Below are 24,490 nucleotides of genomic sequence, written 5' to 3'. Positions count from 1 at the left end.
AAACGACTTCATTGTGAAGTCGTTTTTTTTCGAGGCTAAAATTATTTGATTTTAGCTTCTTTGAAAATCACGTGTTGACGGATTTTTGGATCAAATTTTTTGATTTCCATTTTTTCCGGCATAGTACGTTTGTTTTTAGTCGTGGTATAGAAATAACCTGTACCAGCTGTAGAAACGAGACGAATCTTATCACGCATTGTTCAGACTCCTTAGATCTTTTGACCTTGAGCACGAAGGTCTGCAACAACCTTTTCGATACCCAATTTGTCAATAATACGCATACCTTTAGTGGTTAAACGAAGACGTACAAAACGTTTTTCGCTTTCTAACCAGAAACGGTGGTGGTGCAGGTTCGGCTCGAACCGGCGCTTGGTTTTGTTGTTGGCGTGTGAGACGTTGTTACCAACGACTGGACGCTTGCCGGTAACTTGGCAAACCTTAGACATGGTGTAACTCCATTGATTCAGCCAACAGCAAATCTGTGGCCAGTCATACTAAATGTAAACGGATGAATTCATTCAAGGGGCGTTTTATACCAAAAATACGATTAAAAGACAAGCGGAATTGGTAAAAACGAGGCATGATTTAGTATAACAGATCATGCCTTGATCAGTTAGCGCAACAAGGTTTTCGAAATGAAACGATGAATGGGCTTATTGAACGGTGGAAGAATGTATTTAAGGCTATAAAGTTTTGGATTAGACATCACCGAACGTTCATGAGAAAGGCTAAAAAAGCCCTCTGGTCCGTGATATTTACCCATACCTGATGCACCAATTCCCCCAAACGGTAAATCATCTTGAGCCACATGGGTAATCACCATGTTGATTCCGAAGTGTCCTGAGTGGGTATGCTGTGCAATATAGTCAGCACGTGCTTGATCATAGTCAAAATAATACATCGCTAAAGGACGCGGACGACTATTAATGAATTCGACGACTTCTTCTATTTGGTCATATTCCAAAACTGGCAGGATAGGACCAAAAATTTCATTTTGCATAATATCCATTGCAGTCGTTACGCCTGTAACTAAAGTCGGCGCAATTTTACGGATATCATCTAAAATTTCATTTTGAGGATTAATTTCAATAATACGAGCACCTTGATCGCGGGCATTTTCAAGGTATCCCTGAATACGGTTGTATTGCTTGTCATTAATAATAGACGTGTAATCTTGATTATTGCGGAAATGTGGGTACATGCCAGCCACAATCAATTTAAAGTTTTCGATGAACTCGGCAGTTTTTCCGCGTGGTAAGAAAATATGGTCAGGTGCAACACACGTTTGACCCGCATTCCATAATTTACCTACAGCAATGCGTTGAGCTACATCTTTCATATCCATAGATGCATGCACAAGAGCAGGAGATTTTCCGCCTAATTCAAGAATAACAGGAACTAGATTTTGAGCTGCGGCTGCCATCACTGTTTTACCAACAGAAGTTGAGCCTGTGAAAATCATTTTGTCAAAAGGCAAGTGACTAAAAGCATCTGAAATAACACCGCCACCATTTACTACAGCAACTAATTCTTGTGGGAACGCTTCTGCTAATGCACTTTCAAGAACTCGCCCAAAGTTAGGAGAGGCACTCGAAATTTTGATCATGGCATGGTTGCCCGCTGCCAGTGCACAAATTAATGGCCCAACTGAAAGAAGTAATGGGTAATTCCATGGTGTAATAATACCAATTACACCCATAGGTTGATATTGTACCCAACCTTTTGCTGGCTGATGTAATACACTGATATGGCGCTTTGAAGGTTTCATCCACGCTGTCAGATGTTTACTGTAATATTTGATTTGTTCCAAACTGGTGAGTAGCTCACCAATTTTTGTTTCCATAACTGCACGATTACCATAATCAAGGTTAATTGCGTCGGCAATCTGATCTTGATATTTTACCAAGACTCTTTTAAGACGAGCTAAACGATCAATACGCTCTTTAGCAGTGGGTACCGGATGACGTAAATAAGCAAGCTTTTGTTGTTCAAGCAAATCATGTAAATGCTTAACATCATAAGGAAGCTGAGTCTCTGGATTTGTTTTTGTTTGACTGTTCATCGGTACTTACCAAATACATTGATATATTTATTTTTTAGAGTAAATACTCTAAATAGTCAAGTCAGTTTATGTGTTCAAGTCTTAACCATGTGAATTATTAAAGGTTATTAAAATGTCTCAACCTAAAGCTCTGAAGACAAAAGACCGGATTTTACAAATCAGTTTGCAGCTTTTTAACGAGCGAGGTGAACGGTCAGTTACAACCAATCATATTGCTGCGGAGTTGGGTATTAGTCCTGGAAATTTGTATTATCATTTTCGGAATAAGCATGAAATCATTAAGGAATTAATGTATCAATATCAGGCCGAGACTTTGGAAGTACTTTCTTTACCTGACGATAGACCATTAACGACCAATGATAAAATTAACTATTTTCAAGTACTCAGTGGCCAGTTATGGAGCTACCGTTTTATTCATCGTGATGTTTATCATTTAGTAGAAAGTAACGAAGACTTTAAAAAGATTTATCCGCGTTTTGCGGGGCAGGTCATGCAGCAGGGGCAAAAGATTTATCAAGCCTTTGTAGATGCTGGTCTTATGAAAATGACAGCATCAGAAATTGAAGCATTAATTATTAACCTCTGGATTGTATTAACAAACTGGACAAACTTTTTGTATATGTCTGGTCATATTAGTGACAATAACCATCTAGAAGAAAAATGGGTTTGGCAAGCATTACGCCAAATGGTTTTCCTTGAAGGCCCTTATCTTATGGGGGAAAGCAGAGCAACTTATGAGCAGTTGCTTGAATCTCTTGGCCCTTCAGATCTATTTGCTAGCTTATCGTCCTTAAAAGACGAATAGTTGTGCTTGTTTATTTAGGGCGCTAGAATACTCGGCCTATTAAAAAATTTATCTCAATTAAGTGATATTAACCAAATGAATATGACCACTGCCAATACAGCCCGTTTACTGATTACTTGTGAAGACAAGCCAGGGATCGTACAAGCGGTATCGAGCTTTTTGTATCATCAAGGTGCAAACATTACCGCGCTTGATCAGTATGCGACGGAAGCTCAGGGCGGACGTTATTTCATGCGTGTTGAATTTGAACTTGATCATTTACAGTCGCGTAAAGATGCATTAATTCAAACTTTTGCTGCGAACGTTGCTGAGCGTTATAGCATGCAATGGCGTCTTGCTTTCGTAGGTGATGTTAAAAAAGTTGGTATTTTAGTTTCTAAAGTTGACCATGCATTGCTTGAGTTGTTATGGCGTCATGCACGCGGTTCGTTACCTTGTGAAATTACTCATGTCATTTCAAATCATGAAGATTTACGTGAATCTGTCGAAAACTTTGGTATTCCATTTTCTGTAATTAAAGTTACCAAAGACAATAAAGCTGAAGCTTATGCGCAAATTGATGAAATGATGCAAGGCAACGATTTATTAGTTCTTGCACGTTATATGCAGATTTTAAGTGAAGATTTTGTTGCGAAATGGGAAATGAAAATCATCAATATTCACCATTCTTTCTTGCCAGCTTTCGTGGGTGCCAATCCATATAAGCAAGCTTATGAAAAAGGTGTGAAGTTGATTGGTGCGACAGCTCACTATGTGACTGCTGATCTTGACCAAGGTCCAATTATTGAGCAAGACGTTGAGCGTGTGAGCCATAATTATAATGTCGAGCAATTACGTGAGCTAGGTGAAGATGTAGAGCGTAATGTATTGGCTCGTGCAGTGAAATGGCATTTAGAAGATCGTATTATTGTTGATGGTAATAAGACCGTTGTTTTTTAAATAACGCTTAGTCAAAAAAGCACGCTTTTCGCGTGTTTTTTTATATTTAAAATTAATTTGAAATGATATAGCATATCAATAATAAGTGAGTTTATCATAGAATTAGATCTGTTCATGATACAAATGGTTCAACTATTTAAGTTTGGCTAAACAAATTATGAACACGGATACGTATTGGTGTAACTATGAGAAAACAAAAGTAAAGACACTGAGCAGATGCGAAGCTATGAGACTGAGTAAATGTTTTTCTCAAAAAATAGTTGCAAATGAAAACACTTCTCATTTATTATTGTGGCACTTTATTGTTCTATCCGATGTTTGAAATCGTTTCTATAAATAGAAATCTGAAGTCATCGTCCATTAGGTAATTAGATTCTTATGAGTCAATCTTCCGCAGCCTTAAATGCTCCCAATCCGATGAAAAAGAAAGTCATCACAGCACTAATTGCAGTTGCAATTGGTCATGTCGGGGTCTTATGGGCAGTTAGCCATATTAAGCCTGCTGAATTAAAGCCAATCGATAAAAAACCTTTACAGGTACGTTTTGTAAAAATTCAGGATCAGCCAAAACCTTTACCTCCTAAACCAAAGGAACCGCCAAAAAAACCGGAACCTAAAAAAGAGGTAAAAGAAGTTAAAGTTGTTGAAAAACCTGTAACACCACCGAAAAAAGTGGAAAAGATTCAACAGGTGAAAAAGGCTGAAACACCAAAACAAGCAGTAAAGACAGAACCTAAAGTTGAAACCAAAGTGGTGACAACGACAACAACTGTTACTGAAAAAGTCGTTGAAAAACCAAAGCCAGTAGTACAAGAAGCACCTAAAGCTCAACCAGCTCCAGATCCATCACCAAAACGAGTTTCAATTGGTGGTTCGGGTGTGCAGTGGAGTCGTTCACCACGTTTAACAGTTTCTCCAAAAGATTTACAAGGCGAAGCGCGCTCTGTCATGGTACTGATTGAAGCCGATGAAAAAGGCAAGATTATTAATGTGCGAGTGACTAGAAGTAGTGGTATTTCAAGTCTAGATGACAAAGTTGTCCGCGCGGTTCGCGGTGCGAAATTTAAACCTTATATGGAAAATGGAGTTGCTTACCCAATTAAAGCTGAGCAACCCTTTGATTTAACCCCTTAAATGAATTTGAGTCCCAACGGCTAACCTTAATCAGGAGTTCATATGAACTTTTCAATCTATTGGCAACATGCAGATGCAGTGAGTAAAACCCTGTATTTCATCTTATTGGCAATGTCGATTGCTACCTGGACAGTTTTCATCTTACGTTTGATGGGGACTCGCCAATTAAAGCAACAAGCTTATGCTCAACTTTCTCAGGCTATCAGTTCGCTAAAAGCAAAGTTACAACCATTAAGTTTTGAGCAGCGTAAAGCAGTTGCAGAGCAGGCTCTACTTCGTCAAATTTCTGCTGAAAAAGTCAATGCTGAAAAAGGTATTTCTGTTTTAGGAACAATTGCTTCAATTGCACCATTCGTTGGTTTGTTTGGTACGGTATGGGGTATTTTCCATGCACTTGTTGCAGTTGGTAAAAGTGGACAAGCAGGTTTGGCTCAAGTGGCTACACCAGTAGGTGAAGCGCTTATTATGACGGGCCTTGGTCTTGCAGTTGCGATTCCTGCGGTATTGGCTTATAACATTTGTGTACGTGCTAACCGTGGTCTTGCTCATGACTTACAAGATCAAGCGCACAGCCTGTTAATTGACACGATGTTGCAGCAAGACTCAACTGTAAAGTCTGATGTTAAAACTACACAGCAAAGTTATGTTGGAGGTCAAGCTTAATGGCTTTTCAATTGGGTGAAGACCACGATAGTGGCATAAATGAGATGAACCTCATTCCGCTAATCGACATCATGTTGGTGTTAATGATCATCTTTTTGGTCACAGCAACAGTTGCTAACCCATCGATTCCATTAGCGCTTCCTAAAACAACTGCTGAAATTATTGATCCACCACCAAAAGCAATTACGATTAGTATTAATGCAAATGGTGAAGTGGCTTGGGATACTCAAGTAATTAGCCTTGATGAGCTTCAAAAACGTTTTCAAGAAGCAGGTCAAGGTGATGTTAAACCAACAGTTCAGCTTCGTGCAGATAAAGAGTCGAAGTACGATACTGTTGCACAGGTAATGTCTCGCGCCAGTGAAGCCGGACTGAGCGATATTGCCTTTGTCAGTGAAAACTAAAATTTAGTTAACCTAATAAAAAAGCAACCAAATCGGTTGCTTTTTTATTACTCTAATTTATTGATCTTTCATAAGATGCTGGAATTTACTATATAGCTTAAGCAACTTAGGTGGAATCGCAAAGTTGCAATAACCTTGTGAAGGATTCTTTGCATAGTAATTCTGATGATATTCTTCGGCTGGATAGAATGTCGGAACAGGGGACAGTTCAGTCACAATATCAAGATCATCATCTTTTAGTGTTTGAATTGTATGTTCCGCTGCCTGCTTTTGCTCTTCATTATAATAGTAAATAACAGAGCGATATTGCGTGCCCATATCATTACCTTGGCGATTTAAAGTCGTTGGATCATGAGTCGCGAAGAATACATCGAGTAACTGGGAGTATGTTACTTGTTCTTCATCAAAATCTACCAAGATCACCTCAGCGTGCTGGGTATCTCCTTGGCATACTTGCTCGTAGGTAGGGTTAGTCGTGTGCCCACCTGCATAACCACTAGTTACTTTTTCTACACCGCGTATTTGTAAAAATACAGCTTCGACGCACCAAAAACAGCCGCCACCAAATAATGCCTGTTGCATTGTTTTTCCCTCTATTTCCTGCCTATTACAATAGGGTTTATGTATTTAAAATACAAAGTAAAGCATGTATAAAAAAGTAAAGAAAAGTGCATTACTTATTTCATTTAGCTTTAGGTAAACCTTGTCGAACGATTTGAGAGAAGTGTTCACTACTCTGATCTGAAAGCTGTTCAAAATTTTCAGTACGTGGATTGATATGTGCAATTTGATACCACTGTTTTAAACTGACATTTTGATTAAGAGCTTTAAGATCATATAAATAATTAGGTAAGTAACCTGAAGCGATTAGACGATAATCTTTAGGAAGTTGATATGGGTTAATCGCTTGAACCATATCAAAAATTAGAGTTGTACAGTTACTCGTGAGCGTATTGTACCACTCTGGTTTTGTACGCAACTCATCTGATTTTTTAAGATATTCTAAAAATAAAGCTTTTTGCTCAGATCGTGGCATATTGATAGGAAAATTATAAACCTGCTCTTTGCGGATGTTACTACGCGTATAGACAATATCTTTTTCATCAGAAGCAATTAAGCTCAGTTCATATTTTCTAAAAAAACCGCCGATCGCTGAAAACTCTTCAGTTTTTTCTTTGCGAATCTCGATTGAGAAGACTAGTGGTTGTTGGTGTGCAAATTCGAAGCTGACCAGTGTATGGGCAATTTGTGGTCCCATCCAGTAAGAGGCAATGATGTTTATGCCATTCAACTGGTTAAGATCAAAAGTTCGAGTTTCCCAGCGAACATCATAGGTTCCATCGGGGTGCCAGTTGAAGTTACGGACATTATGCAGAGTGACTACATCGCCGTGCTTTTCATAGCTCAGCATATTGGCAACTTCAGGATTCCAGTCACGGTCTTGACGTGCAGTAATCGAAAAATACCAAACGAGAGAGCAGGCAAATGCTAAAAGGTAAATCAGGATATCTGTACGGCGGCTGACAAGATGTCCTTCAACATATAAGCCAGCCATACTCAACGCAAAAGCAATCCAGATGCCAATGAGTATGCGGCTGCCTAACCAGCCAAAAGGTTGTTGAACCCAGAGCGCTACGCATACCCAAATACTAGAAAACACAATAAACAGCGTGAATAGACTATGTAACAGCCCAAAAACTAGAGCAATAATAAATTCACGTGTTCCGATATTGTGCATAGGCATCCATTGAATTATTTTTTATAAGTGGCAAACTCGAATGAAGTCCCTGATTTTTCATCAACTTGTTGTTCACTTGCAGTTTTATGAAATTCACTCGGTATTGTTGGATAATGTGCATCACCTTGCACATCTAAGTCAACATGAGTAAGTTCAAGACGGTCTGCAATTGACAAAGTTTGCTTGAATATCTCACCGCCGCCAATGATGAATAACGCTTGTTTTTCAGTATTTTTTACATCTTCTAAAGCTGCATTTAAAGCATCTTCAATTGAATAGGCAATTTTAACACCGTCAAATTGCCAGTTAATATCACGGGTAATGACCCAGTTCACACGGTTTGGTAGAGCACGGCCCATAGACTCAAGGGTTTTACGACCCATTACGACCACACCACCTTGCGTGATTTCTTTAAAGTGTTTTAAGTCGGCAGAAATATGCCATGGCAACGCATTGCCTTTACCAATACAGTGGTTTTTGTCCATTGCCACAACGTGAACAACTTCTACATTTTGCCATGCCATAATCTTATTCTCTAAACCATAACCTAATGAAATTTGAGTCGTCGTTATACTGCAACTGGTGCTTTAATTGCAGGATGCGACTCATAACCTACAATTTCAACATCTTCAAATTTGAAATCAAATAAGTCTTTTACTTTTGGATTTAGTTTCAATTGGCAGAGCGGTAAAGGGTCACGTGTCAATTGAAGTTGTGCTTGCTCAAAATGGTTGGCATAAAGATGTGTATCACCACCAGTCCATACAAAATCACCGACTCCTAAATCGCACACTTGAGCAATCATATGGGTGAGTAGAGCATAGCTCGCAATGTTAAAAGGTACACCTAAGAACACGTCTGCGCTACGTTGATAAAGTTGGCATGACAGTTTGTTATCTTGTACGAAAAATTGAAAAAGCGTGTGGCAAGGTGGTAAAGCTACTTGTCCAGCTTCATTCGGGTTCCAACCAGAAATAATTAAACGACGTGAGTTTGGGTTGGTTTTAATTTCATTAATTAACCATTTAATCTGGTCAAAACCATCTTGGTTATAAGTACCATCCGCATTTTTGGTTGCGCCGAAATTACGCCATTGATGACCATAGACTGGGCCAAGCTCATGCTCTGGGCGGCCAAAACGAGCAGTTTGTTCTGCTGTTGCCCATTCGTCCCAAATTGAAACTTTATTATCTTTTAGATATTGGACGTTGGTGTCGCCTTTTAAAAACCAAAGTAACTCAATCACAATAGAACGGAAGTGAACTTTTTTTGTGGTGAGTAAAGGAAAACCTTTAGAGAGATCAAAACGCATTTGATGACCAAATACAGAACGGGTTCCTGTGCCTGTACGGTCGCCTTTGTCACCGCCATTATCAAGGATATGTTGTAGTAGGTCTAAATATGCACGCATAACACTCTCGAGTTCGGATTAATTCCATAAAATAAAAGGGGGAGATAGCTCAATGATAAATAATTACGCAATAAAGCTGCTTCATCGTGAACCATTGAAGATGATACCTGTTGTAGCTCAAGATGAAAATCTAAAATTAGTTCTATGACATTTCAATAGACGTAATTATTCAAATCGTTTGGCACGATTTTGATAAATTGAAACCAGAAAAAATCCAACCAGTACAAAGCCTAAAGCTTGTATCGTTATGATCCAATTGTGCAGAGGTGGCAATATCCACACCACAATAGCAACAATAATGAAAGGGTAAATTCTAAGTAGAAACAGGAGGTTATATTTAGATGAACCACGATCTGAAATTTTTGTTTGTAAATATTGCCCGAAATGAAGTCCGAAACCTAACGCAAGGCTAAGAATAGTATAAGTCGGCGCTAAAGGCTGGATTTGATTGGCTACATAAATTGCAGCACAAACCCCAATAATGAAGATGAGTTTGATATGGCGCGGAGCGTTGTACCAATAAGCCAACATGAAGACCAAACCTATTTCTTAAAAAGCGATTGAGGTGAAAAAATAAAAGCAGCAAGTGCCATAAAAGCAATTCCTTGCACACCCCAGATCAGCAAGTTTGGCATCGCTTTAACAAAAATAAGGGCAAACAAAAGGGCAATAGGGATCCAAGTAAATAGACGGTAGAGTAAACCCGTCGGGTTGCTTTGAGCGAAATGCAATTTAAAGTAACGACAGATTAAAAAAATTACCCCAGTTCCAGTAAACATCAGAATCGTATCTAAAGGCAGCGGTTGGTATTGATATAGCGCAATACAAATAAGCAGCGTAATAATCAAAATCACTAGTTTTTTAAATGTTGGGACTTGCGTGTCAAACCAGAATTCCAGCATGGTATATCTTCATCTTGGGAGAATAAAAACTGTAGCATAAAAAAGAAAAGAGGAGCCGAAACTCCTCTAATTTAGATATTAACTATTTTTTTGTGGACCCCAGTCATAAATTTTCTTTTGATAGGCATACCACATCATCCAAAGGCCAATCAGCAACATTGGAATTGTTAGAATCTGTCCTTTTGTCATCCAGCCAAATAGAATGAAACCTTGGTCGGCATCAGGCTGACGGAAGAATTCCATAACAAAGCGGGCAACGCCATATCCCATTAGGAATAGGGCAGAAACGGCCATACGTGGACGCGGTTTTGAACTAAACCACCACAGAACAATGAATAGAATTAAACCTTCACAAAGCGCTTGATAGATTTGTGATGGATGGCGAACTAGATGTAATGGGTCTGTTGGGAAGATCATACCGAATGGATAATTCGGGTCAGTTACCGCACGACCATATAACTCTCCACCAATAAAGTTACCAATGCGTCCAAACATTAAGCCAGTCGGTACACAAGGGGCAATAAAGTCGAGCGTCTGGAACCATGTTTTTTGGTATTTTTTACACCAAAATAGCATAGCAACCATAACACCGAGAAAGCCGCCGTGGAAACTCATGCCACCTGTCCAGACTTGGAATAACCAAATCGGATTTTCGAGGAATTTGTCAAACTCATAGAAAAGGACATAGCCGACTCGACCGCCCAGAACAACACCTAGAGCACCATAGAACACTAGGTCGGAAACCATGTCTGATGTCCAGCCATCACGTTGTTTGGCACGGTAGGAAGCAAGTCCCCAAGCACATAAAAATGCCAATAAATACATGAGTCCATACCAATGGACTTGAAGAGGTCCTAAGTGTATTGCGACCGGATCGATATTAGGATAGGTCAGCATTGCTGCTCCTTGATCTTACGTTTTGACAGATTGTAGCGGAATGATGTGAAAAATGTTGTACATTCAATGTGTAAAGATAGGGAACAAGAATCAATGTGTATTGTGGCTTTAGCATGGCATGTTCTGGATGATATGCCCTTGTGTCTTATGTCAAATCGGGATGAGTTTTATCATCGTCCAACAGCTTTGTTGCATCAGTGGGAACATACCCCCATTGTTGCGGGACAAGATTTACAGTCGGGTGGCACGTGGATGGGCATTACGCCTCAAGGTCGATGGGCTGTTTTGACTAACTTCCGTGATGGACGGGATCAAAAGTCTTATGAGACTTCTCGGGGGCATTTGGTTCAGGCTTTTTTAGAATCTGATTTATTGCCGATTCGATTTGCTCAACAATTAGAACAGCAGCAACAGAATTTTGCTGGCTTTAACTTGTTTATGGGAAATGCTGATCAAGCGGTTTATATGAGTAACCGTGGTGAAGCACCACAAGTATTGGCTAATGGTGTTTATGTGGTTTCAAATGGCTTGATGTCTGAACATTGGGAAAAAACTAAACATTTACGAACACGTTTTACGCAAGAGTTTTTGCCTATGCTTCAGCATCAGACAGAAGAGTTAACTTTGCAAGATGCGGCGTGGGATGTTTTGGAAGATGAGCGTAAAGTTACAACTGCTTTATTACCGAATACTGGCATTCAAGCAGAGATGGAAGAGTTATTGTCATCTACCTTTATTCAAAGTCCTGTGTATGGCACACGCTGTTCGAATTTTCTAAGAATGACCAATAATGAATGGCTTTGGTTAGAAAAAACTCAACAAGGTGAACATAGCGGTCAAATTGTTCAGCAGCAGATTCTTTTAAATCGATAGCAATAAAAATGCCGATCAATTGATCGGCATTTTTAATCTTCTACGAATTAGCCTGCGATCACACCGCCATCTTTACGAGTAATCACAACAGTTGCTGAACGTGGGCGCGCAGTTTTATTGCTTGGGTCTTTTTGAGTTGCAGGCCAGTTACTGTCTGGTATTGCGTAACTTTTCGAGTCTTCACCAGGGTGTTGAACATTAATAAAAATAGCTTTGTGGTCAGGTGTCATGGCAATACCTGTAATTTCACATTGCTTTGGTCCAACCAAGAAACGTCGTAATGTTGAGTCTGTAACTTTAGCGCCGACTATAGTTTGCTGGCCATTTGACGTAGTTGCAGCAGTGCCATCACCAATTTGGCCCGGTAGTGCAGCAAGCATCATACAGTTAGTAACATCGGTGTAAGCACCATCATCTGTTTGAATCCAAAGTACGCCACGTGGGTCAAACCACATCCCGTCTGGAGATGACAAATCATTATTGTCTGTCAGACCCGATAAGTTGATATTTGAAGCCATAGATGCTTCTGCGCCAAATAGGTAGATATCCCACTTGAAAGTTTCAGCAGTTGTTTTGTCATCAGTTTCTTTAAAACGGATAATGTGACCGTTAACGTTACCTTTCTGAGTGGTTTTTTCATCTTTAAGATCAGTGTAGTTACGTGGATTGGCTGCATCGGTCGCGTAATCTTTACCGCGATTTGAGTTGTTGGTTAGGGTCACATAAATTTCGCCATTTACTGGGTTAACCGTACACCATTCTGGACGGTCCATTTTTGTAGCACCAACTGAGTCGCCAGCCAAACGTGCAAATGTGACAACGTCTGCCTGAGATTTAAAAGGGTAAGTAGTGTTGCTTTCATTTAAGCCATTTTTACCATAAGTCAGTTCAATCCATTGACCTGAACCATCGTTATTAAATTTGGCAACATACAATTTACCCGCGTTCATATATTTGTCGCCAGCCGCATAACCACGGTTTACATCTTTGGCATCCCACACAGCGGTAGAGACAAATTTATAGATGTATTCACCGCGAGAGTCATCACCCATGTAAAACGCTAATGGTTGACCTGCTATAGCGCGGCAAGCACTATCTTCATGTGCAAAACGACCTAGCGATGTTCTTTTTACTGGGTTTAGGCGATTATCAAACGGATCGATCTCGACCATCCAACCGAACGTATTTGGTCCGTTGCGGTAGTCTTGTGCTGGCTGTGCAGCTTTTACATCGGCATTCCAGCGATCATACAAGTCTTGTGATTCAACTTGACCAATTGCTGTTTCCCAGCCGTAGCGTGAACCAGATCCTGCTTTTAAGCCATAGCGTTTCAGTGCAATAATTTCTTCTGGAGTACGTAACGCGTCATCAGTCGTACTACGAGCAAAGTAACCAATAAAGTTTTCTTCGGTAGTTAAGTATGTACCCCAAGGCGTATAACCATTACCGCAGTTATTATGAGTACCGCGTGTTTTACGTGCAGTAGGAGAGAAGCGAGTTGCAAGTAAGCCAGAACCAGCTGCTGCACCAGCAAAATCCATTTCTGTTGATGCTGTAATGCGGCGGTTAAAAATAGAGTTTTTATCAATTGTGACTTTTTGAGTTGCTGCATCTTTTTTGATATGAACAATTGAAACGCCATGCGCATTGGTTTCACGAATGACTTCATCTTCAGGGCGGTGTCCATCAACCTTTGTTGGGCCTTTTGGGTGAAGGAAAGTCTGATTGATATATTCGTGATTCATCACCAACAAACCTTCAGTTGAAACACTCTCATCAAAGCGGTTTGTTGAAGCATTTAAACCAAAGAAATGCATGCCGTCATGGCAGTCGCCCGAACGGAACTGGAAACTTGGGCCAGATGGAATATTATTGTCATCCCATTCACCAAAGTTAGGGTTGATTGAATCCCCTAAAGCATAAATAACATTGGCTTCATAGCCTTCAGGTACCGTCACGATATCGTTGTGGTTTTTTGCAACTGCTGTAAAAGTTAATTTTTCTGGTTTTTTATTTGGATCTACAGGTGGGATTCCACCGTTGTTAGAGCCTGAGTCATCATTACTATCATTACAGCCTGTTAAAGTAGAGGCTAAAGTTAAAGCTACAGCACCGCTTGCTGCTTTAGTAATTAAACTACGGCGACTTACATGTTGTTCTAAAATGTCACGAAAGTGGATATTGTCAGAAGTATTATTGTCCAGTTCTTGGTCTTCATGATATGGCGTCAGCTCTGTCATGGGAAATTCCTAAGTCAGTAAAGAAATAAAGAGATTGTTCTAAAAGTCTTCTTTAGCTTAGTTGGGTAGTGTGACGAGGCTTTTACGTTTTGATGATAGGTTTGTTAAATATTTGATTGTTTAGTCAAAAAAGAAACCTGCACAAGGCAGGTTTCTTTTTTAGTGAAAGAACTTATTTCTTAACAACAGATGGGGCAATTGGGTCAGCAGTGATATAACCAACCGCTGCTGCAAATTTATTGCTGTAGTTTGTATTAATCGCTGTATCAATTTGCGAAAGTAAATCTGCACTGATACCTGTACGAACACCATCGGCTTCTTTATAGAAACGGTTCCATTCATCGCCTGGATGTTGGAAGTTACTCATGATGTAAGTCCAACCGTTAACTTCATCGACTGCATGTAGACCAGTAGATTCGGCACCTGCTGGTGTAGACAAGATACGGATGAGCTGTTTAGTGTCGACATTGTAAGCCCATAAGAAGTTATTTAAATGGTTACCAGAGTCTTCACCGATAAATAACGTACGTAGCTTTTCAGAGAACTTCAAGTTATCAGGGCTAGCGATCTGTTCTGGGTCAGCAGTGTTACCTAAACTATCAAAGCTAATGTCTTTACCTTTAATGAGAAGACTAGACTGGCTAGGCACCCATTCACTGTTAATTGCAACATTTAAGCTGTCTTTTTGGCCACCTGTCAATTTATGCTCCAAAATACCACCAGCCGTGATTTTCGGGAATTTAACGTTGTGCTCAGCAAGATAACCACTGCCACCTTCAACCATTGAATCAACAATGTTAGCTAAAGCTGAATATGCTCGTTTATCTGCAATATTTACAGTTGTACCTTCGTTCTTAGTTAATGCCATTGAAGCACCAACGTAAGCCGCGTAGCGGTGTGTTTCAAGGAAAGCCGCTGCAAGTTTAGTTTTGTCGCTGTTATCTTTAAGCTTGAGATAAACACCAGTCTTGCTCAAATAAGTAAATTTGAAACCTTGTGCTTCTAATTCTGCTTTTTGAGCAGCTTGTTGTAGTTTTAAACGATCTTTCGCAGCTTTTGCTAAAGTTTTTTGTTCAGTAGTACCTTTATCACCTGCATCAATAGCTTCAACTTCTGCTGTCGTTGCATCGCTTGGATATTTGGTAATTTGTAGAACCGATTCAAAAATATCAGTTCCTTTGATACCGCTCTTGATTAGGTTTTCAATCTCTACACTTGTTGCATGACCAAGCTTGATCCATGAGATCTGACCAGTCGTTGTATCTGTAAGTACTGTTGTATATTTTGCAACGTAAAGTGTGCCAGCAGATAAGTCTTTCTCTTTATCTGCAACGAACATGAAGAGACCACCATTGGTATAGTCATCACCCATCAAAACTGTACGATTGTCTGGGAAAACTTGTACAAGCTCATGTGAAATACGGCCTAAGCAGTAATGCTTTGTCACACGACCAGTACCATCTGCATTTACCGTAATTTCTGGTAAATGACCGTAGTTATATGGGTTTGCCGCATTTTCATCACCATACACATTTTTACTGAATGCTTTAAGTGTTGAAAGTGATTGACCTAACTTTTGGTTGAAAGCATCTGGTTCATATTCTTCACTTGATAAATGAGTTCCCCATGGCGACAAGCTTGCACCACAAGTAATCCATAAACCATGCGCACTTGAAGTGTCTACATTGTGATATTTGATTAAAGTCAAATGACCAGTTTTCGGGTCTTGATCTAAAGTAAGTACTGCAATCGGAGATGATAATTTACCGTACGTATCACCACCATTTTGGTCTTTCGATAGATATTCAAACTGGACTACATGGAACACTGGGTTACCAGTTACACCCAATGCTTTTTTGTCTGCATCTGTGAAATCTTTGCCAGTTGCTTGTTTGAAGCTAATCAGAGAACTACCATCTGGACAGTCAGAGAAGAATTGACGCTCTTTACCAGCAACTGATTTATCAATAATTGGCTTATTATTGATGTCAACATAACCACCCGCGATAATCTTTCCACCTTTACCATCAGGAACTTCTGTACCTGTTAAAAAGAATGGTTTGTAAGCAAGTTGATATTCAGTTTTACTGCCATCTTCCCATGAAATGGCAAGCTTTGATGCACATGCCGTTGTTGCCATTTCTGCTACAGTAGAAGGCGCAGGCATTGATGTGAACGTTGCATTTTTAAAGTTAATTGGTTTTGATGGAGTCGTAACGTCTGAATCATCATTACTATCGTTACATCCTGCTAACGTTGCTGCCGTAGCCATCGCACCTAATGGAAGAAAAGGAATCCCCGTAAACCATTTTAAAATGTCGCGACGTGTTGGGTGGTTAGAAGCAGTTGTCATAATAAATCCGTAACTTTTGTGAGTATATTTGTTGAGTTGATTCTATGGACTGGAAATGACACTTTTCTTACATTTTTAAGTCACTTTGAAGACAGTTTATTGCTTTGTAGATTAAAAAGTGGTCTATACAAAAAAGCCTGAACTTAGAGGTTCAGGCTTTTTCTTAGATATCATTTTATTCAGCAGATTGCGCTTTTCTTTTTTCAAGAATTTTACCAAACAATAATCCAAGCTCGAAAAGCAACCACATTGGGATCGCCAACATCACCATAGAAATTGCATCTGGTGGGGTAATGAACATGGCTACAAAAAAACATCCCACAATGATAAAACGTCTTTTTTCAGCAAGACTTTTTGTATTTACTACGCCTATTAAAATGAGTAGGAGCGTTGCGATTGGAATTTCAAAAGTGATACCAAAAACTAAAAACAGCTTTAAGCAAAAGCTAAGGTAGCTATTAATATCCGTCATAGGTGCAACAGTTTCAGGCGATACACTAATAAAGAAATGTAAAATTGCAGGAAGTGTAATGTAGTATGCAAAGGCAACTCCGGCATAGAACAAAACAATACTACCGATGAGTAATGGCAGTGCTAAATGACGTTCTTTTTGATATAACGCTGGGCGGACAAAAGTCCAGATTTCATAAAGAATAAATGGCATTGCCAGCACAAGCGCGACAAATAAATTGAGCTTAAAAGGCGCCATAAAGGTTGCAGTTACATCTGTCGCAATCATTGAAGATGATGCAGGAAGTTGCAGCCTTAAAGGTTCAGATAATAATTGGTAAGTGTTATTCCGAAAGGGTAATAAGCAAAAGAATAAAAATAATGTTACCCCGACAATCCTAAATAAATGACGTCTTAAAACCACCAAATGATTCATGATTGGCATTTGGTCTAGATTTTCTTGCGTATTTACAGTCGTTGAAGGCAGTTGGTTCATACGGCAATCTTCAATTTAACGGGAGGTGTTTCTAAAGTGTCACTTTGAGATGCCAAAGGTGTAAATTTGGCAAGAAAGGGCACTTCATAATGACCCGATACAGGGGAGTACATCGTAGACTGAGATATAGTTTCAGCTACCTCAGTTTTTTCTGAGTTGTCTGAAGTAGTCTGTTTTTGTATTTCTTCAAGTTGTTGTTGTACTTTGCGTTCTAGTGCTTCAATGCGGTTGAGTTCTTCTTGCATTTCTTTTCGAAACTCAGAAAGACGCAACTCCTGATCAATCTCATTTTGCAAATTGGTAATATAACGTTTTAGGCGAACATACCAGCGACCAGCAAAACGTGCGGCTTCTGGAAGTTTATCTGGGCCTAAAACTAAAATTGCAATAATTGCAAAACAGAGTAGCTCTGTCATTCCTACATCAAGCATGGTGGAAAACCTTTAGCTTTTCACTGATGTGCTGTCAGGGGTTTTGACTTGGGCATCAATTGTACGTGGAGTATTAAGAGCAGCAGCTTCGTCTTCTTCACGAACTGATTTTTTAAAGTCTTTTACTGCACCGCCTACATCTTTACCGATATTTTTTAATTTAGATGTACCGAATAGTAAAATAACGACAATTGCAAAAATAACGACGTGCCAAATAGATAAACCGGCCATGATCTTATACCTCTTCTCAGTTCGCTTTATATCAACAGGTTGCCATGACAACAATGTGACATTTATATGTCATTTTTAAGACAATAGCCGTCAGTCAAAAGCTAAAAAGGTAGTTCTATAAAGACTGTATCTGATTTTTTAGTTTAGAGAGTGTTGGGAAAGAGATACTTAAATTACTTGAAATGGAGAGTACATTTCACTTTGAAAAGGTGTAGCATAACAAGCTGGCTTTAATGGGGAGAGGATAAAACGTGGCGTTATTACTGCCAATATTGGCGTTTATCACTGGACTTTTACTTGCTCAGACTTCTCTTTCAGAAACCATAAAACCTGTTCTTTCAGCTTGGCTTGCCCGCTTACTGATTCCAATTGTGATTATTTACAATATGGTGTTTTATCAGCCGGGTAGTTTGAGCTTGATGCTCTTTAGCTTCGGTTCAGCATTTCTTATTTTCTTTGCTTATTTGGCTTTATTTAAAGACCGATTATTAGCGCTTTGCGTGAGTTATACCAACATGGGCTGGCTTGGCTTTCCTTTTGCCATGGCTTTATTTGGTCCTGATGCTACGGCCCCAATTGTTGCGCTATATATTGGTATGTCTCTTTTTGGAAATGCATGGGCTGTTACGGCGGTCACTACAGCACCACAAAGTAAGCTTAGTATATTAAAAAAGGTTTTAACTTCTCCACCGTGTATTTCAATCTTTTGCGCGCTTGTGCTCAGGTTGTTAGGTGCTCAACATATTGAACATCCTGCCATACATTGGGTGTATGAGGTTGCCAAGTTCGCAATGACTTTTGCTGGCATGTGTGTATTGGGAATGTGGTTACGTCGTACACGGGTGCATTTAAAAGACTTAATCTACAGTACCAAAGCTCAAGCATTTAAGGTGGTGTGTGGGCTTGTTCTTTGTGGACTAACGTATAGATTTCTACCGATTCCAAATATAAGTCAGCAAATTGGAGTCATGTTTTTAATGTTCTGTCTGCCACCAGCAGCCAATATTGTAGCGCTAGAAACACATTATCAAGGAACAGGAAGATCTGCGGCTTATATCGCTTCGGGGACGATTGTGAGTTGTGTGTGTATTGCGATTTATGCTGTGTTTTTGCATCTTTATTTCTAGGGAAGCCAGTTAGATCATACGGCCTTAGAATAGTGGTTATATGCTTGTTTTGTGTATGTAGGCAATATTTACTTTTGTTTCGTCAAAAGTAACAAAACCATTTGTCGAACTGACGACACATCCTTGATGTCGCAGTTCGACGGGCGACATCCATGTCGCCTAGCACGATAGCAAATGGCTTTAAAGTTAAACTAAAACCGATATAAAGTTTTACTTCTGCAAGCTCTCTCTAAATAACTGCATCGCTTGTCCACGATGACTAATCTTATTCTTGTCTTCTTTAGACAGTTCAGCGCTAGAAACTTGTAACTCAGGTAACCAGAACAGTGGGTCATAGCCAAAGCCATTTTCGCCACGTGCAGCTTCTAAAATTTCGCCATGCCAGATGCCTTGGAAAATTTGTGGCAAAGGATCTTCAGCATGCGTTACTAAAGCAAGTACACATACGAACATGCCTTCAATCACTTCACCATTTTTACGAAATGGTAAAAGATCATTTAATAATTTTGCATTATTCGCTGCATCGTCACCATGTTCTCCAGCATAGCGTGCTGAATAAATACCAGGTGCACCATCTAAGACAGGAACACAAATGCCTGAGTCATCAGCCATAGCAGGTTTACCTGAAATTTTAGAGGCATGACGAGCTTTAATAATGGCATTTTCAATAAAGCTTAAACCATCTTCAATTGCATCAGGAATATTAAGGCGACCTTGAGGAATAATTTCTACAGGTAACTTAAGTTGTTCAAAAAGTTTTTCAAACTCAGCGACTTTACCTTTGTTATTGCTGGCAAGAACTAAACTGCCCTGATCGAACCAATGTGGGGTAGACATAATAAAACCAAACTTTATAGCTAATATCGAACGTAAGTTATGTTACGTGTTTTTTAAGAGGGGATATAGAGGTAAATAAATAGAATATAAAATGGGACAACCTAAACTAAAACCACCTTGTAGAGCATACAAGGTGGTTTTAGTCGAGTAAGGTTTTTTACGGATGAACCGTTATTATTGTGCTTGAATCCATTTGTCTGCACGGTCACGTGCTGTACGGATTTGTTCTTGAGTTAAATTCGCTGCTAGAGCAGTTTTCTTACCTTCTGATAGGCTAATCACTTTATTGTCGAGCATGCCATCACGAGTTGAAAGCTCATACCACTGGTAAGCACCAACGTAGTTTTTCTTTTGCTCTTCCATCATCGCAAGGTTGTAGCTTGCACGGTTATCACCATTGCTTGCTGCTTTTTCAAAGTATTTACGAGCCATAGACTCATCTTTTCTAACACCAATACCGTCGGCGTACATACGGCCTACGTTTAATTGAGCTGGTGATAAACCTTGATCAGCTGCTGCTTTAAACCATGTGAAAGCTTGTTTCTCATCTTTTTCTACATCTTTACCATACTGGTAGTGTGTACCAAGGTAAAATTGCGCGCCTGCTTGACCAGCTTTTGCAGCTTTCTGAAGGTCATTAACCCCCATTGTTGAAAAGCGTGCAGCCTGACTCGCAACCGATTGTGGCTGGGCGATATAATCTGCATGAGCCTGCATACTTAGCAGTCCTGCAAATAGTGTGCTAAATAATGTCTTTTTCATAGTGCACTCACTCGATAAATAGCGACTTCACCAAACAAATTTGGAACATGTTTGCTTAACAGGCTTCCCTGCTGGTTTCCATTGACGGCGAGTCGATTAATAATTTGTATCTGATTTTCCGCACAAAGTGCTTCGAAATCTTTAAATGTACATAGATGAATATTGGGGGTGTTATACCACATATATGGTAAAGCATCCGATACAGGCATCATCCCTTTTAATGCAAGAAAAGAACGAGTCTTCCAATGCGCAAAGTTTGGAAAAGTAATAATTGCCTGTTTACCCACACGCACCATGTCTCTTAATAAAACATCCGGTGCATCTACGGCTTGCAAAGCCTGTGCCATAACCACATAGTCAAAAGACTGGTCAGCAAAACGGCTCAAACCGAGATTCAAATCTTGTTGAATAATATTTAACCCGCGACTGACGGCAATTGCAATCTTTTCTTGATCAATTTCTAAACCATAAGCACGAATTTGATGCTTTTGGCTCATATGAGCGAGTAATTCACCATCACCACACCCTAAATCAAGTACGCTTGAGCCAGGTTTAATCCACTTTTCTGCCAGTTGTTGATCAATACGCATTAACTTGCCTCCAGTGATGTCGATTTTAAGTGTTCTTCACCGCCTAAGAAAGCGCGCATGGTTTTGACATACAGTGGAATAGGGAATAAGAACGAGTCATGGCCTTGCTCAGCATCAATATCGAGGTAACTGACTGGCTTATGATTAGTAATAAGCGCATCTACAATTTCTTGAGAGCGACTAGGGGCAAAACGCCAATCTGTTGTAAAAGAGACAATCAGGAACTGACATTTGGTTTTACCCATCGCTTCCGTTAACGAATGATTGTATTCACGTGATGGGTCAAAATAATCCAAAGCTTTGGTCATGATGAGATAAGTATTGGCATCAAAGTTACGGCTAAACTGTTCACCTTGATAACGAAGATAGCTTTCGACTTGGAACTCGACATCAAAACCATACATAAATTTGCCAGATTTTAAATCACGGCCAAATTTTTGTTTCATGGCTTCTTCTGAAAGATAGGTGATATGACCGACCATACGAGCCAAAATCAGGCCACGTTTCGGGTAGCTATCATTTTCTAAATAACGACCATGATGGAAGTCTGGATCAGACAAGATCGACTGACGAGCAACCTCATTAAATGCAATATTTTGTGCTGAAAGCTTTGGCGCGCTGGCAATAATCACACACTTTTGTAAGCGGTCAGGATAGTCCACTGACCATTGTAGTGCTTGCATGCCCCCTAATGATCCACCCACAACTGCATACCAAGTATCTACACCTAAAAGGTCAGAAAGCATGGCTTGAGTTTTGACCCAGTCGCGTACCGTTACTAACGGGAAATCCGGTCCATAAGGGCGATTATCATTTTCAGGATTTGGTGACGTTGGGCCAGTTGAGCCGCTACATCCACCAATATTATTGAGCGAAACTACAAAGAACTTATTCGTGTCGATTGCCTTACCCGGGCCAATACAGCCATCCCACCAGCCAGCTTTTTTATCATCCTCATGGTGATAACCCGCTGCGTGATGATGTCCGGAAAGAGCATGACAGATTAAAATGGCATTTGATTTATCTGCATTTAAAGTGCCGTAAGTTTCAACCATTAATTCAAAACGTGGCAAAACACGACCACATTCAAGATGTAATGGCTCTTCAAATTGGAACTTTTGCGGAGTGACTAACCCCACTGAATCAGCTGGAAAAGACACGGGAACATTTCGCCTTTTAAATCTTTCAGGAATAAAAAGAAAGGATACCAAGCTAGGTATCCTTTCAAAAGAGTTTTTTTAATTAAACAGCGGCGGCAACCACCTGATCTGTACTTAAAACGCCTTGATCAATCAAACGGTTAGTACATGCAATAATTGCTTCAATCGATGAGGTGACTGTATTGTCATGAACACCTGCACCAAATGAACCTTTACCTGTACCTTTGACTTGAAGTTCGATCAATGTTAATGCTTTCGCATTTGCACCTGAACTAATACTACGTTCTTCATAGTTCAATACATCAATTGGTAATTGAAGTGCATTTAAAAATGCAGAGATTGGTCCGTTACCTTCACCGCGAAGCTGTTGTGTTTCACCTTCGACATCAACATCAAGTTCGATGATTTGAGTGCCATTAATATCAGACAATCTGTAGTTTTTGACTGTGTAATGTTGGTTTTTCACATCAACGTAAGTGTCTTTAAATAATGTCCAGATTTCTTTTGCATTAATTTCAGTACCATTATCATCAGCATATTGTTGAACAACCTGGCTGAATTCGATTTGTAAACGGCGAGGCAATACAACGTTGTAGTTCGCTTCTAATAAGTAAGCGATACCGCCTTTACCAGATTGACTATTTACACGAATAACTGCATCGTAGTCGCGACCCAAATCTTTCGGGTCGATTGGTAAGTAAGGCATATCCCAGATTTCTTCGTTTTTCTGGTACTCGAAGCCTTTTTTGATTGCATCCTGATGTGAACCAGAGAATGCAGTAAATACCAAGTCGCCTGCATATGGATGACGAGGGTGTACAGGTAAGCCAGTACATTCTTCAACCGTCGCAATCACTTCATTAATGTTAGAGAAATCTAACTCTGGCGCTACCCCTTGGGTGTACATGTTCAATGCAATAGCAGCAACGTCAACGTTACCTGTACGTTCACCATTACCGAACACACAGCCTTCAACACGGTCAGCACCCGCCATAATGGCAAGTTCCGATGCTGCAATACCACAGCCACGGTCATTGTGACAGTGAACAGAAATGATCACACCATCACGACGCGCCAAATTACGATGCATCCATTCAATTTGGTCTGCATAAACATTTGGTGTAGAAACTTCTACAGTCGCGGGTAAGTTTAAAATCACTTTATGGTCTGGACGAGCATCCCAAATTTCTGTGACGGCATCACAGACATCTTTAGCGACCTCTAATTCAGTTGCAGAGAAACACTCTGGGCTGTACTGGAAAATCCAGTCCGTTTGAGGATATTGCGCCGCATATTCTTTAACTTTTTGAGCCGCATTAATTGCTAACTGTTTTGCGCCATTAACATCTACATTCAACACCTTTTGACGGAAGGTTGGAGAGTTAGAGTTATAAATATGCACAATTGCACGTTTAGCACCTGCCAAAGATTCAAAAGTACGTTCAATTAAATGATCACGTGCTTGAACCAAAACCTCAATATATACGTCATCGGGAATGTGATTTTCTTCAATCAACAAGCGCGTAAAATCGAAGTCGATTTGAGATGCAGAAGGGAAGCCGATTTCAATATGTTTGAAACCGATTTTTACAAGCATTTTGAACATTTTGAATTTTTGTTCCATGTCCATTGGTTCAAAAATTGCTTGGTTGCCGTCACGTAAATCGGTGCTCATCCAGATTGGCGCTTTTGTAATTTCGTTATTTGGCCATTGGCGATCTGGTAAATCCACTCGTTGGTACATACGGCGGTATTTTTTGCTTGGGTCAGCCAACATCATGAGAAAACTCCTTGTCTCGTAGCGCAGTTGCTCTGGATATATTTAAAAGGCAACGTCTCTACTTAATATATGGTATCTAATTCAGAAAAATTAAAGGGAATTACAAAGTACTGCTTTAGAAAGCAGACAAAATTTTTATACGCGCGCTTGGCGCAGCATCAGGAGTTGCGGATGATGTCTTGCTTGAGTAGGCTGGGCAAACAAG

General features: G+C 39.8%; 27 protein-coding genes. 7 read left to right on the top strand and 20 right to left on the bottom strand.

Going from position 1 to position 24,490, the window contains the following annotated elements; translation table 11 throughout:
• Positions 1–41: 41 nt before the first annotated feature.
• The 3 genes from rpmG to MMY79_RS17055 form a co-directional block, all read right to left on the bottom strand.
• On the bottom strand, positions 42–197 hold the full coding sequence (gene rpmG, locus MMY79_RS17065) for a 50S ribosomal protein L33 (protein ID WP_003654787.1): 156 nt from the start codon (positions 195–197) through the stop codon (positions 42–44).
• 12 nt (positions 198–209) lie between these two features.
• Complete coding sequence (gene rpmB / locus MMY79_RS17060; protein WP_000048256.1) at positions 210–446, bottom strand: 50S ribosomal protein L28; 237 nt, start codon at positions 444–446, stop codon at positions 210–212.
• 167 nt (positions 447–613) lie between these two features.
• Positions 614–2,062, bottom strand: a complete 1,449-nt coding sequence (locus MMY79_RS17055; RefSeq protein ID WP_252610468.1) for a coniferyl aldehyde dehydrogenase — start codon at positions 2,060–2,062, stop codon at positions 614–616.
• Positions 2,063–2,174: 112 nt separating this feature from the next.
• On the opposite strand from MMY79_RS17055, the gene MMY79_RS17050 reads away from it, so the two are divergent.
• The 5 genes from MMY79_RS17050 to MMY79_RS17030 all read left to right on the top strand — a co-directional run bounded on the left by MMY79_RS17050 (position 2,175) and on the right by MMY79_RS17030 (position 6,007).
• Positions 2,175–2,867: a TetR/AcrR family transcriptional regulator gene (locus tag MMY79_RS17050; RefSeq protein ID WP_005302132.1), complete on the top strand. Its 693-nt coding sequence runs from the start codon at positions 2,175–2,177 to the stop codon at positions 2,865–2,867.
• Positions 2,868–2,942: 75 nt separating this feature from the next.
• A complete protein-coding gene (purU, locus tag MMY79_RS17045) occupies positions 2,943–3,806 on the top strand; it encodes a formyltetrahydrofolate deformylase (protein ID WP_016139339.1) in 864 nt (287 codons plus the stop codon).
• A gap of 378 nt (positions 3,807–4,184) precedes the next feature.
• On the top strand, positions 4,185–4,940 hold the full coding sequence (locus MMY79_RS17040; protein WP_252610466.1) for an energy transducer TonB: 756 nt from the start codon (positions 4,185–4,187) through the stop codon (positions 4,938–4,940).
• 42 nt (positions 4,941–4,982) lie between these two features.
• On the top strand, positions 4,983–5,603 hold the full coding sequence (locus MMY79_RS17035) for a MotA/TolQ/ExbB proton channel family protein (RefSeq protein ID WP_252610463.1): 621 nt from the start codon (positions 4,983–4,985) through the stop codon (positions 5,601–5,603).
• On the top strand, positions 5,603–6,007 hold the full coding sequence (locus MMY79_RS17030) for a biopolymer transporter ExbD (RefSeq protein ID WP_252610461.1): 405 nt from the start codon (positions 5,603–5,605) through the stop codon (positions 6,005–6,007). Before MMY79_RS17035 ends, MMY79_RS17030 begins: the two co-directional genes overlap by 1 nt.
• 57 nt (positions 6,008–6,064) lie before the next feature.
• Here MMY79_RS17030 and msrA read toward each other — a convergent pair whose 3' ends face one another.
• From msrA to lgt, 7 genes are all read right to left on the bottom strand, one after another.
• Positions 6,065–6,589, bottom strand: coding sequence for a peptide-methionine (S)-S-oxide reductase MsrA (msrA, locus tag MMY79_RS17025; protein WP_252610459.1), 525 nt, complete (start codon positions 6,587–6,589; stop codon positions 6,065–6,067).
• A 100-nt stretch (positions 6,590–6,689) separates the two neighbouring features.
• Positions 6,690–7,745, bottom strand: coding sequence for a DUF4105 domain-containing protein (locus MMY79_RS17020; protein WP_252610457.1), 1,056 nt, complete (start codon positions 7,743–7,745; stop codon positions 6,690–6,692).
• Positions 7,746–7,759: 14 nt separating this feature from the next.
• On the bottom strand, positions 7,760–8,269 hold the full coding sequence (locus MMY79_RS17015; protein ID WP_231761974.1) for a dihydrofolate reductase: 510 nt from the start codon (positions 8,267–8,269) through the stop codon (positions 7,760–7,762).
• Between the two features lie 44 nt (positions 8,270–8,313).
• Positions 8,314–9,156, bottom strand: a complete 843-nt coding sequence (gene thyA, locus MMY79_RS17010) for a thymidylate synthase (protein WP_252610455.1) — start codon at positions 9,154–9,156, stop codon at positions 8,314–8,316.
• Between the two features lie 165 nt (positions 9,157–9,321).
• The gene (locus tag MMY79_RS17005) at positions 9,322–9,687 is read right to left on the bottom strand and encodes a hypothetical protein (protein ID WP_252610453.1); all 366 of its coding nucleotides are present in this window, start codon (positions 9,685–9,687) and stop codon (positions 9,322–9,324) included.
• Positions 9,688–9,698: 11 nt separating this feature from the next.
• Positions 9,699–10,058 carry a hypothetical protein gene (locus tag MMY79_RS17000; protein ID WP_013198999.1) on the bottom strand — a complete coding sequence of 120 codons (360 nt, stop codon included), beginning with the start codon at positions 10,056–10,058 and terminating at the stop codon, positions 9,699–9,701.
• Positions 10,059–10,136: 78 nt separating this feature from the next.
• Positions 10,137–10,955 (bottom strand): prolipoprotein diacylglyceryl transferase, encoded by an 819-nt coding sequence (lgt, locus tag MMY79_RS16995; protein WP_252610451.1) that lies wholly within the window; start codon positions 10,953–10,955, stop codon positions 10,137–10,139.
• A 93-nt stretch (positions 10,956–11,048) separates the two neighbouring features.
• On the opposite strand from lgt, the gene MMY79_RS16990 reads away from it, so the two are divergent.
• A complete protein-coding gene (locus MMY79_RS16990; RefSeq protein ID WP_252613557.1) occupies positions 11,049–11,828 on the top strand; it encodes an NRDE family protein in 780 nt (259 codons plus the stop codon).
• A 47-nt stretch (positions 11,829–11,875) separates the two neighbouring features.
• On the opposite strand, the gene MMY79_RS16985 is transcribed toward MMY79_RS16990, so the two are convergent.
• The 5 genes from MMY79_RS16985 to MMY79_RS16965 form a co-directional block, all read right to left on the bottom strand.
• Positions 11,876–14,068 carry a PhoX family phosphatase gene (locus tag MMY79_RS16985; RefSeq protein ID WP_252610449.1) on the bottom strand — a complete coding sequence of 731 codons (2,193 nt, stop codon included), beginning with the start codon at positions 14,066–14,068 and terminating at the stop codon, positions 11,876–11,878.
• Between the two features lie 172 nt (positions 14,069–14,240).
• Positions 14,241–16,421, bottom strand: a complete 2,181-nt coding sequence (locus tag MMY79_RS16980) for an alkaline phosphatase PhoX (RefSeq protein WP_252610447.1) — start codon at positions 16,419–16,421, stop codon at positions 14,241–14,243.
• Between the two features lie 175 nt (positions 16,422–16,596).
• Positions 16,597–17,367: a twin-arginine translocase subunit TatC gene (tatC, locus tag MMY79_RS16975; protein WP_016139325.1), complete on the bottom strand. Its 771-nt coding sequence runs from the start codon at positions 17,365–17,367 to the stop codon at positions 16,597–16,599.
• Positions 17,364–17,798: a Sec-independent protein translocase protein TatB gene (gene tatB / locus MMY79_RS16970; protein WP_013198995.1), complete on the bottom strand. Its 435-nt coding sequence runs from the start codon at positions 17,796–17,798 to the stop codon at positions 17,364–17,366. The genes tatC and tatB overlap by 4 nt, the downstream gene beginning before the upstream one ends.
• 12 nt (positions 17,799–17,810) lie before the next feature.
• On the bottom strand, positions 17,811–18,029 hold the full coding sequence (locus MMY79_RS16965) for a Sec-independent protein translocase subunit TatA (RefSeq protein ID WP_003654829.1): 219 nt from the start codon (positions 18,027–18,029) through the stop codon (positions 17,811–17,813).
• A gap of 251 nt (positions 18,030–18,280) precedes the next feature.
• Here MMY79_RS16965 and MMY79_RS16960 point away from each other — a divergent pair, with 251 nt between their 5' ends.
• The gene (locus MMY79_RS16960; RefSeq protein WP_252610445.1) at positions 18,281–19,156 is read left to right on the top strand and encodes a permease; all 876 of its coding nucleotides are present in this window, start codon (positions 18,281–18,283) and stop codon (positions 19,154–19,156) included.
• Positions 19,157–19,366: 210 nt separating this feature from the next.
• Here the strand turns inward: MMY79_RS16960 and rdgB are convergent, their stop codons facing one another.
• The 5 genes from rdgB to leuA form a co-directional block, all read right to left on the bottom strand.
• Positions 19,367–19,993, bottom strand: coding sequence for an RdgB/HAM1 family non-canonical purine NTP pyrophosphatase (gene rdgB, locus MMY79_RS16955; protein ID WP_013198994.1), 627 nt, complete (start codon positions 19,991–19,993; stop codon positions 19,367–19,369).
• A 174-nt stretch (positions 19,994–20,167) separates the two neighbouring features.
• Complete coding sequence (locus tag MMY79_RS16950) at positions 20,168–20,755, bottom strand: tetratricopeptide repeat protein (protein WP_016801941.1); 588 nt, start codon at positions 20,753–20,755, stop codon at positions 20,168–20,170.
• The gene (metW, locus tag MMY79_RS16945; protein ID WP_001217230.1) at positions 20,752–21,345 is read right to left on the bottom strand and encodes a methionine biosynthesis protein MetW; all 594 of its coding nucleotides are present in this window, start codon (positions 21,343–21,345) and stop codon (positions 20,752–20,754) included. Before metW ends, MMY79_RS16950 begins: the two co-directional genes overlap by 4 nt.
• Positions 21,345–22,505, bottom strand: a complete 1,161-nt coding sequence (locus MMY79_RS16940; protein WP_252610443.1) for a homoserine O-acetyltransferase — start codon at positions 22,503–22,505, stop codon at positions 21,345–21,347. Before MMY79_RS16940 ends, metW begins: the two co-directional genes overlap by 1 nt.
• A gap of 82 nt (positions 22,506–22,587) precedes the next feature.
• Positions 22,588–24,285 carry a 2-isopropylmalate synthase gene (gene leuA, locus MMY79_RS16935; protein ID WP_252610441.1) on the bottom strand — a complete coding sequence of 566 codons (1,698 nt, stop codon included), beginning with the start codon at positions 24,283–24,285 and terminating at the stop codon, positions 22,588–22,590.
• Between the last annotated feature and the right edge of the window lie 205 nt (positions 24,286–24,490).

This window comes from Acinetobacter sp. XS-4, from assembly GCF_023920705.1.
In the GTDB taxonomy this organism is placed as follows: domain Bacteria; phylum Pseudomonadota; class Gammaproteobacteria; order Pseudomonadales; family Moraxellaceae; genus Acinetobacter.
This window is presented reverse-complemented; position numbering and strand designations above follow the sequence as displayed.

Bases quoted from the DNA above. Each gene is read 5' to 3' on its own strand.
- rpmG (WP_003654787.1), bottom strand. From the start codon at position 197: ATGCGTGATAAGATTCGTCTCGTTTCTACAGCTGGTACAGGTTATTTC.
- MMY79_RS16965 (WP_003654829.1), bottom strand. From the start codon at position 18,029: ATGGCCGGTTTATCTATTTGGCACGTCGTTATTTTTGCAATTGTCGTT.
- MMY79_RS17000 (WP_013198999.1), bottom strand. From the start codon at position 10,058: ATGCTGGAATTCTGGTTTGACACGCAAGTCCCAACATTTAAAAAACTA.
- MMY79_RS17055 (WP_252610468.1), bottom strand. From the start codon at position 2,062: ATGAACAGTCAAACAAAAACAAATCCAGAGACTCAGCTTCCTTATGAT.
- MMY79_RS16990 (WP_252613557.1), top strand. From the start codon at position 11,049: ATGTGTATTGTGGCTTTAGCATGGCATGTTCTGGATGATATGCCCTTG.
- MMY79_RS17050 (WP_005302132.1), top strand. From the start codon at position 2,175: ATGTCTCAACCTAAAGCTCTGAAGACAAAAGACCGGATTTTACAAATC.
- msrA (WP_252610459.1), bottom strand. From the start codon at position 6,589: ATGCAACAGGCATTATTTGGTGGCGGCTGTTTTTGGTGCGTCGAAGCT.
- purU (WP_016139339.1), top strand. From the start codon at position 2,943: ATGAATATGACCACTGCCAATACAGCCCGTTTACTGATTACTTGTGAA.
- metW (WP_001217230.1), bottom strand. From the start codon at position 21,345: ATGCGTATTGATCAACAACTGGCAGAAAAGTGGATTAAACCTGGCTCA.
- MMY79_RS17005 (WP_252610453.1), bottom strand. From the start codon at position 9,687: ATGTTGGCTTATTGGTACAACGCTCCGCGCCATATCAAACTCATCTTC.
- leuA (WP_252610441.1), bottom strand. From the start codon at position 24,285: ATGATGTTGGCTGACCCAAGCAAAAAATACCGCCGTATGTACCAACGA.
- rpmB (WP_000048256.1), bottom strand. From the start codon at position 446: ATGTCTAAGGTTTGCCAAGTTACCGGCAAGCGTCCAGTCGTTGGTAAC.
- MMY79_RS16950 (WP_016801941.1), bottom strand. From the start codon at position 20,755: ATGAAAAAGACATTATTTAGCACACTATTTGCAGGACTGCTAAGTATG.
- rdgB (WP_013198994.1), bottom strand. From the start codon at position 19,993: ATGTCTACCCCACATTGGTTCGATCAGGGCAGTTTAGTTCTTGCCAGC.
- thyA (WP_252610455.1), bottom strand. From the start codon at position 9,156: ATGCGTGCATATTTAGACCTACTACAACATATCCTTGATAATGGCGGT.
- MMY79_RS17030 (WP_252610461.1), top strand. From the start codon at position 5,603: ATGGCTTTTCAATTGGGTGAAGACCACGATAGTGGCATAAATGAGATG.
- MMY79_RS16985 (WP_252610449.1), bottom strand. From the start codon at position 14,068: ATGACAGAGCTGACGCCATATCATGAAGACCAAGAACTGGACAATAAT.
- MMY79_RS16980 (WP_252610447.1), bottom strand. From the start codon at position 16,421: ATGACAACTGCTTCTAACCACCCAACACGTCGCGACATTTTAAAATGG.
- MMY79_RS17020 (WP_252610457.1), bottom strand. From the start codon at position 7,745: ATGCACAATATCGGAACACGTGAATTTATTATTGCTCTAGTTTTTGGG.
- lgt (WP_252610451.1), bottom strand. From the start codon at position 10,955: ATGCTGACCTATCCTAATATCGATCCGGTCGCAATACACTTAGGACCT.
- MMY79_RS17040 (WP_252610466.1), top strand. From the start codon at position 4,185: ATGAGTCAATCTTCCGCAGCCTTAAATGCTCCCAATCCGATGAAAAAG.
- tatC (WP_016139325.1), bottom strand. From the start codon at position 17,367: ATGAACCAACTGCCTTCAACGACTGTAAATACGCAAGAAAATCTAGAC.
- MMY79_RS17015 (WP_231761974.1), bottom strand. From the start codon at position 8,269: ATGGCATGGCAAAATGTAGAAGTTGTTCACGTTGTGGCAATGGACAAA.
- tatB (WP_013198995.1), bottom strand. From the start codon at position 17,798: ATGCTTGATGTAGGAATGACAGAGCTACTCTGTTTTGCAATTATTGCA.
- MMY79_RS17035 (WP_252610463.1), top strand. From the start codon at position 4,983: ATGAACTTTTCAATCTATTGGCAACATGCAGATGCAGTGAGTAAAACC.